Source organism: Flavobacterium sp. A45, assembly GCF_002001005.1.
Lineage (GTDB): Bacteria > Bacteroidota > Bacteroidia > Flavobacteriales > Flavobacteriaceae > Flavobacterium.
In genome coordinates this window covers 170903-187004 of the sequence record NZ_MUNX01000146.1, presented here as the reverse complement: position 1 = coordinate 187004, position 16102 = coordinate 170903, and the positions used below count along the sequence as shown (strand labels likewise).

The following is a 16102-nucleotide window of genomic DNA, read 5'->3' as shown; positions in this document are numbered from 1 at the left end:
AAATATGAAAGTGAAAACAATTTTGGTATCACAACCAGAACCTAAAGTGGAAAATTCTCCATACTTTGAGCTGCAACAAAAGCATAAAGTAAAAATTGATTTCAGACCTTTTATTCATGTAGAAGGAGTAAGCGCAAAAGAGATTAGACTTCAGAAAATCGATCTTAATAACTATACTGCTATTATATTAACGAGCAAAAATGGTGTAGATCATTTTTTTAGAGTGGCTGATGAAATGCGTTATAAAGTTCCTGAAGGATTAAAATACTTTTGTCAATCGGAAGCAATCGCGTTTTACCTACAAAAATATGTAGTGTACCGAAAACGTAAAATCTATGTAGGCCCAAAAGATTTTGCTGATTTGTCGCCTCTAATAAAAAAATACAAAGACGAAAAATTCCTATTACCGGCATCTGACCAATTAAACGCAGACATTCCCGTAACTTTAAATGCTTTGAAAGTAGACTGGACTCCAGCCACTTTTTACAAAACAGTTATGAGCGACTTATCCGATTTGGCCGATGTTTATTATGACGTTTTGGCTTTCTTTAGCCCTACCGGAATTAAATCATTATATAAAAACTTTCCAGATTTTGAACAAAACAATACTCGAATAGCTGTTTTTGGCAGCACCACTCAGAAAGAAGCTTTGGATCACGGATTGCGCATAGATATTATGGCTCCAACACCCGGAACACCATCAATGACTATGGCATTAGAAAAATACATAGCTGAGGCTAATAAAGGGAAATAACCTTTTATAAAATCCAAATAAAAAATCCAAATTCCAATTGTATTATTGGAATTTGGATTTTTTTTATTTGAAAATTTCCTATTATTATCTTCTATTCATATAAATAGAAACATAATATAATAAGGTAGCGATAGAACCTAATGCAGCAACTACATACGTTCTGGCAGCCCATTTTAAAGAATCTTTTGCTCCAGCCTGTTCTTGCTGTGTCAGCATTCTTTTGTTCTCTAACCATGCCAAAGCCCTGTTACTTGCATCATATTCTACTGGTAGCGTCACAATAGAAAACAAAGTTGTTGCCGCAAAAATCACAATTCCAATCAATAAAAGCGATGGAAAAGTTTTAATCATCAAAATTCCTGCTAACAAAATCCACTGCATATAGGACGAAGCCACATTTACAATTGGCACCAACTGCGAACGCATCGTTAACCACTGATAACCTACCGCATGCTGCACTGCGTGCCCGCATTCGTGTGCTGCAACTGCCGCTGCTGCTGCATTTCTTTGATTATAAACAGCTTCGCTCAAATTAACCGTTTTATCCACAGGATTGTAATGATCCGTTAATTGCCCTGGAGTTGAAATTACCCGAACATCACGTATTCCGTGGTCTGCGAGCATTTTTTCGGCGATTTCAGCACCGGACATTCCGTTTTGCAAATGCAGTTTTGAATAAAATTCAAACTTACTCTTCAGTCTAGAACTAACTAACCAGCTTGCCAGCATAATAGCGCCCGCAAGAATTAAATAACTCATTCCCATATCTTTTGTTTTTTATATTTTATGTTTAAAATCTTTAAATTAAACATCAAATTCTGAACCAAATTGTTTTTGTGTCATTTTGGCATTTATAACTTATCTGCAGATTGTAACAAAGGCTACCAATTCTGTAGCTTCATAATATGTAAAAGATACATTTATAACCTCATACCCTTCAGAAGACTTTTTGTTCAAGAAAACCTCAACTTCTCTTGACAATTCATCTTTCATGCCGGAAAAACCAGCGCTTTTTTTCAAAATGTGAATTTCGTGTTTTTTCATCTTTATGTTTTTTTATATTGGTATAAAAACATTCAAAACGTTACACAAAAAAATCCCAAACCCCAATCGTAAAATTGGAATTTGGAATTTATTAAAATTTTGGAATTTGATTTTTTCTATCCCACCAAATTGATAATTTTCCCCGGAACAATAATCACCTTGTTTGGCGTTTTACCGTCCAGTTGTTTGATGGTTCTTTCGTCTTTCATTACGATTTCCTCGATTTGTTCTTTGGTTAAATCCAAAGGCAGATTGATAGTAAAACGCATTTTTCCGTTGAAAGATACCGGATATTCTTTATCGCTTTCTACCAAATGAGCCGGTTCAAATACTGGGAACGGAACCGTTGCAATTGAACCGGTATTTCCTAGCAATGACCATAATTCCTCGGCAATGTGCGGTGCATAAGGCGAAATCACAATTGCCAACGGCTCCAAAATCGCACGGGAATGACAGTTTTGAGCTGACAATTCATTCACGCAAATCATAAACTGAGAAACCGAAGTGTTGAAAGAGAAACCTTCAATATCTTCTGCTACTTTTTTTATGGTTTTGTGTAATGATTTTAAGTTGTCTTTCGTTGGTTCGTCGTTGTTTACAATTAAACCATTTTCGTCAAAATACAAACGCCATAATTTTTTAAGAAAACCAAAAACTCCCGAAATTCCTGCCGTATTCCAAGGCTTGGCTTGCTCCAATGGCCCAAGGAACATTTCGTATAAACGCAAAGTATCGGCTCCGTATTCATTACAAATATCATCCGGTGTAACTACATTGTATTTGGATTTCGACATTTTTTCGACTTCGCGAACAACAGTAATATTTCTATTCTCTGTCACTTCATTGCCATCAAAATACGATGCATTAAACAAGCTTTTATATCTTTCATCTTCGGATAAATCAGTTAAATCAATTTCATTTTTCAAATTGACATATTTAACATCTATTGCTGACTTATAACAGACAAAACTTCTTTTTAATCCCGCTAATCTCTCATTAAAACTCTCAAAAGTTGATAATCTTTCATCAAGAAATTTAAATAATTTTTCAGGCAAGCTATTTATTGAACCTCCATTTATATATTCCTTATATGTATCGTAATTTAACAAAACTTGTTCAAAGGCATTTTCATCACCTAATTTTGTTTGTAAAACAAATACAAAAGCACTTTCCCCCAAAATCATCCCCTGATTAATCAGCTTTTTGAATGGCTCTTCAGTTGGTGCAAAACCTTTGTCTTTCAAGAATTTGTTCCAAAAACGGGAATACAACAGGTGACCGGTTGCGTGTTCGCTTCCTCCAATGTATAAATCCACACTTTCCCAATAAGCAAGTGCTTCTTTGCTCGCAAATTCTCCTTCATTTTTAGCATCCATATAACGCATCCAATACCAAGAACTTCCCGCCCAACCAGGCATCGTGTTCAATTCTAATGGAAAAATAGTTGTATTGTCAACCAAACTCGTTACAACCACTTTGTTGTTCACACTGTCCCAAGCCCAAACCGTTGCATTTCCTAATGGAGGCAATCCGTCTTCGGTTGGCAAATATTTCTCCACTTCTGGCAAGATGATAGGTAAATGTTGCGCATCAATCATTTGTGGCAAACCATTCACATAATACACAGGGAAAGGCTCTCCCCAATATCTTTGACGGGAGAAAACCGCGTCACGCAAACGGTAATTGACTTTTCCTTTTCCTTGACCTATTTTCTCTAATTCTTCAATTATCTTTTTGGTCGCTTCTTTATAATTCAATCCGTTTAGGAAATCCGAATTGGCAATTTCCACATTGTCTTTTGAACCGTAAGCTTCTTTGGAAATGTCTACATTCGCAAAAATGTTCTTGATTTCCTTCATTCCGTTTTGACCTTTGAAGAAATTCGCAAAAGCATAATCTCTTTCGTCTCCGCAAGGAACCGCCATTACAGCGCCAGTTCCGTAACCCGCCAAAACATAGTCCCCAATCCAAACCGGAATCGGTTCTTTCGTAAACGGATGCTCAGCAAAAGCTCCCGTAAACACACCCGAAATAGTTTTCACATCCGCCATACGCTCTCTTTCGGAACGCTTCGCTGTTTTTTCGATATAAGCTTCAACTTCCGCTTTTTGTTCTGGAGTCGTGATTTGTGCAACCAATTCGTGTTCTGGTGCCAAAGTCATAAACGTAACTCCAAAAATCGTATCAGGTCTTGTAGTAAATACTGAAATCCCCCTAGCCCCCGAAGGGGGAACAACAGCGATATGTAACTCATGTTTGATAATATTTAAAACACTATCAATATTATTTAAAATCTCTTTATTATTAAATCGAATTACTTTAAATCCTTTTTTATTTAAAACTTTTGTGCGTTCAGCATCTGCCTCTTGTTGTGAGATATGAATTTCTCCATCAACTTCAATCACTAATTTTTTTGAAAGACAGACAAAATCAACAATATAGTCATCAATCAAATGTTGTTGTCTAAATTTAAAATCTAAAGCTTTCGATTTTAAATTTAACCACAATATTTTTTCAGCTTCTGTTGGGTTATTTCTCATTTCTTTCGCTCTCTCAAGCAATAAATGCGAATTATTCCCTCCCCTCATATAACCTAAAGTTTTTCCAGACTCCAAGTTCTCTTCCCCTTCGGGGAAGGATAGGATGGGGAAAGTAACCATCGCCCCAACTGATTTTCCAATCCAGTTTCTTTGGCTTTCCTTGATGCTTTCGCTCCAGTCAATATCATTCAAACCTTGCAACAAACGTTCCGCATAAGCCGAAATACGCATGCTCCATTGTGTCATTTTTTTACGAATCACAGGATAACCGCCACGCTCCGAAACACCGTTCACGATTTCGTCATTCGCCAAAACTGTTCCCAATCCCGGACACCAGTTCACTTCGGTTTCTGCCAAATACGTCAATCGGTATTGCAACAAAATTTTCTCCTGTTGCTCTTTTGCGAAAGCGCTCCATTCATTTGCCGAAAATAATTCAATAATATCGTCACAAACCGCATTTACATTCGCATTTCCTTCAGTAGAAAAAACCGAAACCAAAGTCGAAATATCTTCCGCTTTGTCTGTGTTTTTATTGTACCAAGAGTTAAACAATTGGATAAAAATCCATTGCGTATGTTTGTAATAATCGGGATTCGAAGTACGCACTTCACGATCCCAATCAAATGAAAATCCTATTTTATCCAACTGCTTTCTGTAACCGGCAATCACTTTTCCTTCTTTGTCAACGCCACCGTCAATATTTACGCGAGTCGTATCCTCAGGACGTTGCCCAGTCTGAATCGCATATTGTTCGGCAGGCAATCCAAAACTGTCGTAACCCATTGGGTGCAAAACATTAAAACCCTGATGTCTTTTAAAACGCGAATACACATCGGATGCGATGTACCCAAGCGGATGTCCAACATGCAATCCCGCTCCAGACGGATAAGGGAACATATCCAAAACATAATATTTTGGTTTATCAGAATCGTTTTTGGCCGCAAAAGTTTTATGCTCTGCCCAGTATTTTTGCCATTTGGCTTCTATTTCGTTCGGATTGTATTTCATTTCTTCAAGTTTCTAAGCTTCTAAGTCGCTAAGTTTCTAAGATTTTATCTTAATTTTCAGTTGGCAAATTTACGTTTATTGTCGCTTGTTACCAAAGCTATTTTTTATTTAAAAACTGGAGCTTAATTAATTGATTTTGGAGCAAAAAGATTTGGTGTTTTCAGGAGGCATTGGTCCCGCTATTCATTGCAAACGAAGTTCACTGAACTCCAATAAAAATAAAAGCATAGTGAAGTAATCTTGTCGCCCGAACCCCGGGCCACAAGGATTTTCACTACTATCGGGGCTAGGGAGAAAGAATTCGATTTTTTGCCATCATCCAAAAACAACAACATACTTTCTATTCTTTGCGCCTCTGGGCCTTTGCGAGCCCAATTTCACGCAAAGGCGCAAAGAAATCAACTCTTTTGCAATAAAAAAACAGAACCCATTAGTTTTTAGTAAGTAAAAATACTTATGTTTGCAGTATGTTTTTAAAAACACATCTATGTCTTCCACTAAACAATACAAAATAGAAGTCCGTCTTTGGATCGAAGAAGCCGAAGGTCCTTTTTTGGGAATTGGAAAAATTTGGCTTTTAGAAAACATTCAAAAGACAGGTTCTATAACCAATGCAGCCAAAGAAATGAAAATGGCGTACCGACAGGCTTGGCAATTAGTCGAAGAAATGAATAAACGCGCCGAAAGTCCTTTGGTCGAAAAATTACTCGGAGGAAAAGGCGGTGGCGGAGCGAGACTAACCGAAGCCGGCGAAAGAGCTATTGCTCTGTTTTACGAAATCGAAAAACGAATTAAAGATTTTGCCCAAAAAGAAACTCAAAATTTAAAATTCTAGCTTTTTTTTAAATAACAGTATTCATTTTTAAACATACTGGAAATCTATTAAAATTATGAAGTTAAAACTACTTTTATTAATAGTCTTATTAGGTCTAAAAAGTTTCGCTCAAATCGAAAATTATGAAAAAGAAAAAGATAGCCTGAAAACCGAAACCCTTCAGGAAGTAGTCGTAACAGCTTCGCGCACACAGGAAAATTTTTTGAGATCTCCCGTAAGTATCGAACAATTAAAATCGGCGGAAGCAAAAAACTACGGTTCACCATTCAGCTTTGATGCATTGGAAAACTTAAAATCGGTACAAGTCATCACACCCAGTTTAGGTTTCAAGGTTATAAATACCAGAGGATTTGCCAATACTACCAATGTTCGTTTTGCCCAATTAATCGATGGGATAGACAATCAGGCTCCGCATTTAGGCGCGCCAATTGCCAACGCTCTTGGAGCCAACGACCTTGATATTGATAAAATCGAAGTGATACCGGGATCTGCAGCCGCTTTATACGGAATGAATGCCATTAACGGATTGGCAAACATCCAAACAAAAAATCCATTTGAATATCAGGGAATGAGTATTCAGCAATTAACGGGTGTGAATCACACAGGAAATATTGACCGTTTTTCTCCCCAGCTTTTTACCACAACTAATTTACGTTATGCAAAAGCATTCAACTCAAAAATTGCCTTCAAAGTAAATGGTTCTATTACTAATGGAACGGATTGGGTTGCAGACAACAGAACTGATTTGGCTCCGAAAATTAATGCTTCAACTAATTTATATGGTGATGACAATCCCGCTTATGACGAGGTAAACGGATATGGAAACGAATCAGCCAACCGAAAAACACTGACTTTAAATGGCAAAAAATATGTAGTTTCCAGAACAGGTTACAGAGAAACCGACATTGCCGATTATGGTATTGAAAATTACAAATGGGATGGCGCGTTGTATTTCCGACCAAAAAAAGGACACGAATTAGCATTAACTTACAAAGGAGCTCTGATTAATACGGTTTATCAGCGTTCCAATCGTTTTAGATTAGAAGATTACAAACTAAGTCAATATGCGGTTGATTATCATACCGATATTTTTATGATTCGTGGCTATTTAACACAAGAAAATACGGGTAACTCATACAATATGCGTTCTTTAGCAGAAAATATGGATCGTGCTTACAAATCCGATGACAAATGGTTTGCCGACTATACTACAGCTTATAACGATGCTGTAACCGATGGAGCTGTCGTTGCAGATGCACATAAAATAGCCAGAACAGCATCCGATCAGGGAAGATTTATTCCTGGTACTGATGCATATGAACAAAAGAAAGAAGAATTGGTCAACATCAATAACTGGGATTATGGCGCGGCACTTCGCGTAAAATCTAGCCTCATTCATTCTGAAGGTTTATTGAACTGGGACAAAGCTTTTGCTGACTTTTTTACAAAAATAGGTGCACAGCTTTTAAGCGGATTTGATTACAGAACTTACATTATTGTTCCTGACGGAAATTATTTTATCAATCCAGTGAATGATGGTGAAAATTTAAAATATGGAAAAACTGGCGGATTTACTCAATTGAGCAAAGATTTGTTCGACAAAAAATTACGTTTGAGTGCTGCCATTCGTGCAGACAAAGCCGATTATTTTGATGTTAAATTCACACCAAGAATTACTACAGTATATTCGCCAAAAGAGGAAATTAACTTTCGTGCTTCTTATCAAAGTGGTTACCGATTCCCGAGTATTTTTGAAGGTTTCTCTAATGTAAACAGCGGTGGCGTAAAACGAGTGGGCGGATTGCGAATCATGTCAGACGGAATTTTCGAAAACTCTTATACTAAAGTTTCTATTGACAAATTCCAAACTCAGGTAACCAATGACATCAACACACTTGGTCTGACACAAGCGCAAGCCATTGATAAAAATAAAGGCACAATTCAAAAAAATCCTTATACTTATTTACAACCTGAATTTGTTCGTTCTTTTGAATTTGGATTTAGAGGTGTTGCATTAAAAAAGAGTTTGTTTATTGATACCGACTTTTATTACAACCGATACGAAAACTTCATCGCTCAGGTAGAAGCCAGTATTCCAAACACCACTGATCCGACACAAATACCAACTACTCTTTATGCTAAAACAACTCAAAGCCGTTACCGTTTGTGGACCAATTCTAAAAGTAAGATTTACAATTACGGAAGCAGTTTAGTATTGAAATATCAATTTAACGATATTTTTTCGGCTTTAGGAAATGCAACTTATTCCAAATTGGACCGAACTGACGATAAAGACGGACTGGAAGATGGTTTCAATACACCACAAATAATGGCAAATGCAACCATCGTAGCCGAGAATTTTTGGAAAAATCTTGGAGCAAGTGTCACTTATCATCAACAAAGCAAATATGATTATGTTTCATTTTTGGTTAGCGGTGAAGTACCTGCCTATTGGTCAATGGATGCACAAATCAATTATACTTTTGTAAAACCTGGTGTTATCGCGAAACTTGGAGGAACTAATTTTCTAAACAAACCGTACTATTCTATTTTAGGAGGCCCACAAATTGGAGCATTTTATTACTTGTCATTAACCTGGAATATCGGTAAACTATAAAACATGTTTATGATGGAACTTATATTTGCAATAAATAAATTACTAATACATTTTCAGCGAGACTTATAAGTACTTATTTTTGAAAATATTATTTTATTAAAAACAACTTATGGATTATAATTCTATTTCATTGCTGTTGCTGCTGGCTATTGTTGCTTTTTTATATTCGTCAGTGGGTCATGGCGGTGCTAGTGGATATTTAGCAGTTATGGCAATGGCAGGAGTAGCTCCAATTATGATGAAACAATCTGCTTTAGTCATGAATCTAGCGGTATCTTTGTTTTCTTTTATCGGTTTTTACAGGTCGGGATTTTTCCGTTTAAAGCTGTTTCTCCCTTTTGCAATAGCGAGTGTTCCAATGGCTTTTTTGGGAGGCACAATGACTTTGTCCGATTCTATTTATAAAAAAATACTAGCCGTTTGTGTTTTCATTTCCATCATTCGTTTAGTGTATCAGTTTGAAGAAAATAAGGAGCCAAATAGGGAAATTCCGTTATGGGCTGGGCTTTTTTCAGGAAGTATTATAGGGCTTCTTTCGGGAATGTTAGGAATTGGCGGCGGTATAATTCTTAGTCCTGTAATGCTTTTGATGCGCTGGTCAAAATTAAAAGAAACAGCTGCGGTATCGGCATTGTTCATATTTGTTAATTCGCTTTCGGGACTCTACGGACAAATTCACAAAGGAGGTTTTAATTTAACTGAAGATTTACAGGCGGCAGTGATCGCTACAGTGATAGGAGGTCTGCTGGGTTCGTATTTTGGCAGTCAAAAATTCAACTCCAAAACATTAAAATATCTCTTGGCGCTTGGCTTGACAATTGCGGGCTTGAAATTACTTTTTACTTAAATTCTTTTTTCTAAAAGCAAAATTCTATAAAAACTTTAGATGTTGCCATAAGAATGTCAAAACTTTGCTTGTTATAACTTCGTATTAAAGAATATGTTTATTATTTTTACCCCATAATTTATACATACTATGAGTTCATCCTTTGAAAAGTTTCAAAAGCGCAGATTAATTTCCTCTTATTTTTCAGTAGTGCTAAGTATATTCTTAGTATTGTTCCTATTAGGCATACTGGGATTTTTCATCATTAATTCCAAAAAATTAGCCGATGATTTCAAAGAAAAAATAGCAATGACCGTTTTTTTCAAAAAAGAAGCCAATGACTCTATCTTAAAAGCTTTTGGTCAAGAACTGAAAACTACCAAATTTTCCAAAACTTTTGTATATGTTACCAAAGAACAGGCTGCAAAAGAGCATTCTGACATTATTGGTGAGGATTTCGTAACCTTTCTAGGTGAAAATCCTTTGCAAAATTCATATGATATTCACTTAAAAGCAGATTACGTTGTTAAAGACAGTATTGCAAAAATTGAATCCCACTTACGTAAAAATGCAATGATTTCGGATATTGTTTACGACAAACAATTGGTGAACTTAGTAAACGACAACATCAAAAAAGTGAGTATGTGGATTCTGATAATTAGTGCTTTCCTGACTTTTATCGCAGTCCTTTTAATCAACAGCTCATTACGCCTATCCATTTATTCCAATCGTTTTATTATCAAAACGATGCAAATGGTTGGCGCCACCAAAGCCTTTATACGAAAACCATTTGTAATGCGTAGCATAAAACTGGGAATGATTGGAGCAGGACTTGCCATTCTTGCTTTAATTGGAGTTTTGGTTTATCTGGAAAACAATTTTCCAGACCTTGGAATCCTAGACGATAAATTACTGATAGGTCTTGTATTGCTTGCTGTATTTGGACTTGGAGTTTTGATTACTTGGTTGAGTACCTATTTTGCTACACAACGTTTTTTAAATTTAAGAACTGACGACCTATATTGATTTTAGATTGCAGATTTTAGATTGCAGATTTTTAGTTTTAAAAAATAACCATAAAACAGAGGGTGAGATGGCGCTCGTCCCTCACAATGACAAAATGAAAAACAACGAAGAACACAAACACGAATTCCTTTTTGAAAAGGTAAACTATAAAATTCTATTGATTGGAATCGCAGTTATAGCATTTGGTTTTATATTGATGTCTGGAGGAGGAAGTGATGATCCAAATGTATTTAATGAAGATATTTTCAATTTCCGAAGAATCCGCCTGGCTCCGACCACCGTTTTAATTGGTTTTGGAATTACCATTTATGCCATTCTTAAAAATCCTAAAAAATAGTAGCAATTTTCAGTATTCAGTTAGTAACAGTCTGAAAACTGAAAACTGAGAACTGAAAAATTTCACAAAAATGAATACATTACAAGCTATTATCCTTGCCATTATAGAAGGAATTACAGAATTTTTACCAATTTCTTCAACAGGGCACATGATTATTGCCTCCTCTTTTTTTGGAATTGCACAAGATGATTTCACCAAACTTTTTACCATCGTGATTCAATTGGGAGCCATACTATCAGTGCTGGTTTTGTATTTCAAACGCTTTTTTCAATCTTTTGATTTTTATTTTAAATTGTTGGTAGCTTTTATACCGGCTGTTGTTTTCGGATTGCTTTTTAGCAAAAAAATTGACGCTTTACTTGAAAACCCGGTTACTGTTGCCGTTTCACTATTAATCGGCGGAATCATTTTATTAAAAGTGGACCAATGGTTCAACAATCCAGATGTTTCCGAAAACACACAAGAGATTACTTACCTACAAGCTTTAAAAATAGGTTTGTTCCAATGTCTTGCTATGATTCCTGGTGTTTCCAGAAGCGGAGCAACAATTGTTGGCGGAATGGCTCAAAATTTATCCCGTACATCGGCTGCAGAATTTTCTTTTTTCCTTGCTGTTCCAACAATGCTAGGAGCAACAGTAAAAAAATGTTACGATTACTACAAAGATGGATTTGTATTGTCTGACGACCAAATTAACTTCTTAATCATAGGAAATGTGGTTGCCTTTATTGTTGCTCTTTTGGCAATTAAAAGCTTCATAGGCTTTTTGACAAAAAATGGATTTAAAGTTTTTGGCTATTACCGAATTATTGCAGGAATTGTATTATTGGCGATTCACTATTTTATTCATCCTTTGACAGTAATTTAATGACAACCGAAGATTTTTTAAACGGCCAAGTTCTCTTAATAGACAAGCCCTTACACTGGACATCATTTCAAGCTGTAAATAAACTCAAGTATGCCTTAATCAATAAAGCAGGTCTACCCAAGAAATTCAAAATTGGGCACGCTGGCACTTTAGATCCATTGGCATCTGGATTATTATTAGTTTGCACTGGAAAATTCACCAAAAGAATCTCAGAACTTCAAGGCCAAGCCAAAGAATACACAGGGACTTTCTACATTGGAGCCACGACTCCGTCCTATGATTTGGAAACCGAAATTGACCAAACTTTCCCAACAGATCATATCAATGAATCTCTTATTCACGAAACTGTAAAACAGTTTTTGGGCGAAATTGACCAAAAACCACCCATTTTTTCGGCCATAAAAAAAGACGGTGTGCGTTTATACGAACACGCGCGTGCTGGAGAGACAGTGGAAATTGCTTCCAGAAAAACCACCATTCACGAATTCGAAATCACTAGAATTGAACTTCCTGAAGTTGATTTTAGAGTGGTTTGCAGCAAAGGAACCTATATTCGTTCACTTGCTTATGACTTTGGAAAAGCGATGAATTCAGGATCTCATCTAACCGTTTTGCGACGCACGAAAATTGGGGACTATAATGTTGCCGATGCCATTGATGTAACTTTATTTGAACAAAGCCTAACCCCTCGATTATAAAAAAGAAAAAACACATGACAAATACAGAATTGAATTTGCGATGTGTTTTTGCTAAGATCAAAGTAATTTTAATTCATACTTTTTTCAAGTTACCTACACTGTTTGGTTAATAATGAGTAGCACTTTCATTTCCGAATAGGAAATGTGATACGTAATCATAAACCTTTTCAAATAGTTTTTTCATAACGATGTTTTTTTTAATTGTTAAACAATATTTAAACACACCTATAAAAAAGTAAATCAATACAATAGACCTGGTTAGCGTCCACTAATTTACATTTTTTTAAATAAAAAACAAAAACATTTTTTATAGACAAACGCATTCTTTTATAGAATACATTATTTCAACAATTTCATTTTGTACAGACAATCCTTTATCGTGCAAATACCAAAGTTGCAACTGAGTTTTCGCTTCTTCATCTACAATTCCAAATTGTTCTTTATAGTTTTTAATTAAATCGGTTGCGCCTTGTGGTCTTGGCCCCCAATGTTTGCAAACCTTACCCAATTCTTTATTAATAATAAGAAGTTTAGGAATGGCTCTGGCTCCATTGGTCAAAAATTGATTCATCAATTCATCGTTTGAATCGCGGAAAACAATTTTTAGATCAATTTTATTAGATTCTAAAGCCATTTTATTTAAAATCGGCAAAATCTGTGCAGCATCGCCACACCAGCCTTCGGCGATAACCAACCAAATATATTCTTTTTCAAGTGCTTTTAATTTCGCACTTACTTCCTCAGGAACAGTGATCGTTTTATCCAGACGCTTCAATCGGGTTTCATTAAGGGTACTGTAATGCAACAAATCTTCTGATTGCTCATTTCCTGTTGACTTTCCTTCGGAGAGTAAATCGGATACGATTTTTTTATATTCTGAATAAGTGTAACTATTAAATAACGCCTTGGCTACTGAACTTTTCATAACTAATTATTTATATGTTTGTTACATAAAATCGGCATATCTTCATTACATACAAAACAATGTCGATATGCCCATTTCATTATACAAGTTTATCTGATGTAAAATTAACAATACAGATTCTTTAAAAATGTGATAAAAATCACTTTGTAATAAACAAAATGCATATTTTTATAAAATGGATAGCAAATCAAAATCAATCGGTTTAATATTATCCGGCGGTGGGTCAAAAGGCATTGCACATGCTGGAGTTTTGCAGTTTTTGGAAGAGAAAAGCATTCAGCCTTCCCAGATTGCTGGTTCAAGTGCCGGAGCAATTGTCGCTGCATTATACGGGAGTGGAAAATCCCCCGAGGCTATTTTGGAATTCTTTAAATCCATATATTTTTTCCATTGGAAACATTTCACCTTCACCAAAGCAGGATTGATTGACTCTGAATCTTTTAAGGAATATTTTCATGAAATTTTCAGAAACTCAACTTTGGGCGAGCTTAAAATCCCTGTTCATATTACCGCAACTGACATGATTAAAGGAAAGTCAAAAGTATTTGGTCCAGAAACAAAAACAATCGATGCTATTCTAGCATCATCGTCATTTCCGGGTGTAATGTCTCCTTATGAATTTAACGGTAATCTGTACAGTGACGGAGGCATTCTCAATCATTTCCCAACAGACATATTAAAAGATAAATGCGATACTTTAATTGGTGTTTATGTTAGTCCTATTCAAAAGATAGAAGCCAAAGACTTAACTTCGATCAAATCTGTTACTGCCAGAGCTTTTGATTTATTCTCAGCCAATTCCAGCATACACAAATTCGATCATTGCGACTGGCTGATTGAACCCGAAGCTTTATCGCTTTATAGCACATTCGAAACCAGTAAAGTCAAGATGGAAGCTATTTTCGATATCGGATACGAATCGGCCAAAAAAACATATAGAAAATTTAATTCGTCACGAGACACAAAGTTGATAAAACTCTAAACCAATACTCGAAATAGTGACCAATAAACTTAATTTAAATATTTAAGGAACACTATTTCAAAAAAAACAGAATATGTCTATATTTGCACAAATTTCGTGACATTGAACTCAATGACTGATGCAATTTACTTTCGATAAACGAAGGGAGACCTTAAAAAACAAAAACTGACTGATGAAATACAAAAGAATCCTTCTGAAATTAAGTGGTGAAGCTTTAATGGGTGATTTACAATACGGAATTGACCCAAAACGATTGGCCGAATATGCCGATGAAATCAAGCAAATTCATGAAAAAGGAGTAGAAATCGCTATAGTAATTGGTGGAGGAAACATTTTTAGAGGTGTTGCAGGAGCCAGTTCTGGAATGGACAGAGTTCAGGGAGATTACATGGGAATGTTGGCCACAGTTATTAACGGAATGGCATTACAAGGCGCACTTGAAGACAAAGGCATGAAAACCCGTTTGCAAACTGCCTTAAAAATGGAATCAATTGCAGAACCTTATATCAAAAGAAGAGCGGATCGTCACTTGGAAAAAGGAAGAATCGTTATTTTTGGAGCAGGAACTGGAAACCCATATTTCACAACAGATACAGCTGCTGTTTTACGTGGTATCGAAATCAATGCCGATGTGATTCTAAAAGGAACTCGTGTAGATGGTGTTTATGATTGTGATCCAGAGAAAAATGCCAGTGCAGTAAAATTTGATTTCATCACTTTTGAAGATGTTTTGAAAAAAGGATTGAATGTAATGGATACCACTGCATTTACTTTAAGTCAAGAAAATGCTTTACCGATAGTAGTATTCGACATGAACAAAATAGGCAATCTATTGAAAATTTGTGAAGGACAAAATATAGGAACAGTAGTGAACATATAGTTAGCAGTAGGCAGTTTTCAGATAACAATACAGCAATCTGAAATCTGAAGTCTTAAATCTGAAATCTTAAAAAAAATGACAGAAGAAATTGAATTTATATTAGATAGTACAGAAGAATCAATGACTGGTTCAATTGAACATTTAGAAAAAGCATTTTTAAATATTCGTGCAGGAAAAGCATCACCAGCCATGTTGGGAAGTGTTTTTGTTGACTATTATGGATCGGCATCACCACTATCTCAAGTATCAAAAATTAGTGTGCCAGATGCAAGAACCATCACGCTTCAACCGTTTGAAAAAAACATGTTGCATCCTATCGAAAAAGCAATCATGGTTGCCAATCTTGGATTTAACCCAATGAATAATGGAGACATGATTATCATTAGCGTTCCGCCTCTTACTGAAGATAGAAGACGTGAATTGGCAAAACAAGCCAAGTCTGAAGCGGAAGACGCCAAAATTGGTATTAGAAACGCTCGAAAAGATGCCAATACAGATATCAAAAAATTAGAAAAAGAAGGGACTTCGGAAGACATTTGCAAAAGCGCTGAAGAAGAAGTACAAACCCTAACTAATTCATACATAAAGAAAATTGACGAACTTCTTGCAGTTAAAGAAGCTGAAATCATGAAAGTTTAATCTTTCTTCCCAGAAAGTATTTAAATTTTGGTTGTCAGAAACCCTCTTTTCATCTCATCGGAAAGAAAATTATTTTTTGATTTCGGTTTCAATTAAATATTTATTAAATCCGTCTTGCAT

15 protein-coding genes are annotated in these 16102 nt (G+C 35.7%); 11 read left to right on the top strand and 4 right to left on the bottom strand.

The window, feature by feature from the left end; all coding sequences use genetic code 11:
* Positions 1–4 precede the first annotated feature (4 nt).
* Complete coding sequence (locus tag B0E44_RS17240; protein WP_077378154.1) at positions 5–754, top strand: uroporphyrinogen-III synthase; 750 nt, start codon at positions 5–7, stop codon at positions 752–754.
* A gap of 84 nt (positions 755–838) precedes the next feature.
* Here the strand turns inward: B0E44_RS17240 and B0E44_RS17235 are convergent, their stop codons facing one another.
* From B0E44_RS17235 to B0E44_RS17225, 3 genes are all read right to left on the bottom strand, one after another.
* On the bottom strand, positions 839–1519 hold the full coding sequence (locus B0E44_RS17235; protein ID WP_174565137.1) for a zinc metallopeptidase: 681 nt from the start codon (positions 1517–1519) through the stop codon (positions 839–841).
* A gap of 93 nt (positions 1520–1612) precedes the next feature.
* Positions 1613–1798: a hypothetical protein gene (locus B0E44_RS17230; protein WP_077378151.1), complete on the bottom strand. Its 186-nt coding sequence runs from the start codon at positions 1796–1798 to the stop codon at positions 1613–1615.
* A 116-nt stretch (positions 1799–1914) separates the two neighbouring features.
* Positions 1915–5349 (bottom strand): DUF559 domain-containing protein, encoded by a 3435-nt coding sequence (locus B0E44_RS17225; protein ID WP_077378148.1) that lies wholly within the window; start codon positions 5347–5349, stop codon positions 1915–1917.
* 487 nt (positions 5350–5836) lie between these two features.
* On the opposite strand from B0E44_RS17225, the gene B0E44_RS17220 reads away from it, so the two are divergent.
* The 7 genes from B0E44_RS17220 (at position 5837) to truB (ending at position 12556) form a co-directional block, all read left to right on the top strand.
* Positions 5837–6184 (top strand): winged helix-turn-helix domain-containing protein, encoded by a 348-nt coding sequence (locus B0E44_RS17220; RefSeq protein ID WP_077378145.1) that lies wholly within the window; start codon positions 5837–5839, stop codon positions 6182–6184.
* 55 nt (positions 6185–6239) lie between these two features.
* Positions 6240–8801, top strand: coding sequence for a TonB-dependent siderophore receptor (locus tag B0E44_RS17215; protein ID WP_077378142.1), 2562 nt, complete (start codon positions 6240–6242; stop codon positions 8799–8801).
* A 109-nt stretch (positions 8802–8910) separates the two neighbouring features.
* Positions 8911–9648, top strand: a complete 738-nt coding sequence (locus B0E44_RS17210; protein WP_077378139.1) for a sulfite exporter TauE/SafE family protein — start codon at positions 8911–8913, stop codon at positions 9646–9648.
* 129 nt (positions 9649–9777) lie between these two features.
* Positions 9778–10653 carry an ABC transporter permease gene (locus B0E44_RS17205; RefSeq protein WP_077378136.1) on the top strand — a complete coding sequence of 292 codons (876 nt, stop codon included), beginning with the start codon at positions 9778–9780 and terminating at the stop codon, positions 10651–10653.
* A gap of 94 nt (positions 10654–10747) precedes the next feature.
* Positions 10748–10990: a DUF3098 domain-containing protein gene (locus B0E44_RS17200; protein WP_077378401.1), complete on the top strand. Its 243-nt coding sequence runs from the start codon at positions 10748–10750 to the stop codon at positions 10988–10990.
* 70 nt (positions 10991–11060) lie between these two features.
* Positions 11061–11858, top strand: a complete 798-nt coding sequence (locus tag B0E44_RS17195) for an undecaprenyl-diphosphate phosphatase (RefSeq protein WP_077378133.1) — start codon at positions 11061–11063, stop codon at positions 11856–11858.
* The gene (gene truB / locus B0E44_RS17190; RefSeq protein ID WP_077378130.1) at positions 11858–12556 is read left to right on the top strand and encodes a tRNA pseudouridine(55) synthase TruB; all 699 of its coding nucleotides are present in this window, start codon (positions 11858–11860) and stop codon (positions 12554–12556) included. Before B0E44_RS17195 ends, truB begins: the two co-directional genes overlap by 1 nt.
* Positions 12557–12863: 307 nt before the next feature.
* Here truB and B0E44_RS17185 read toward each other — a convergent pair whose 3' ends face one another.
* Positions 12864–13481: a thioredoxin family protein gene (locus B0E44_RS17185; protein ID WP_077378127.1), complete on the bottom strand. Its 618-nt coding sequence runs from the start codon at positions 13479–13481 to the stop codon at positions 12864–12866.
* Positions 13482–13656: 175 nt separating this feature from the next.
* Between B0E44_RS17185 and B0E44_RS17180 the strand changes: the two genes are divergently transcribed.
* The 3 genes from B0E44_RS17180 to frr all read left to right on the top strand — a co-directional run bounded on the left by B0E44_RS17180 (position 13657) and on the right by frr (position 15982).
* Positions 13657–14463, top strand: a complete 807-nt coding sequence (locus B0E44_RS17180) for a patatin-like phospholipase family protein (RefSeq protein WP_077378124.1) — start codon at positions 13657–13659, stop codon at positions 14461–14463.
* A 172-nt stretch (positions 14464–14635) separates the two neighbouring features.
* Positions 14636–15343: a UMP kinase gene (gene pyrH, locus B0E44_RS17175; protein ID WP_077378121.1), complete on the top strand. Its 708-nt coding sequence runs from the start codon at positions 14636–14638 to the stop codon at positions 15341–15343.
* A gap of 75 nt (positions 15344–15418) precedes the next feature.
* Positions 15419–15982, top strand: a complete 564-nt coding sequence (gene frr, locus B0E44_RS17170; RefSeq protein ID WP_077378118.1) for a ribosome recycling factor — start codon at positions 15419–15421, stop codon at positions 15980–15982.
* Positions 15983–16102: the final 120 nt, after the last annotated feature.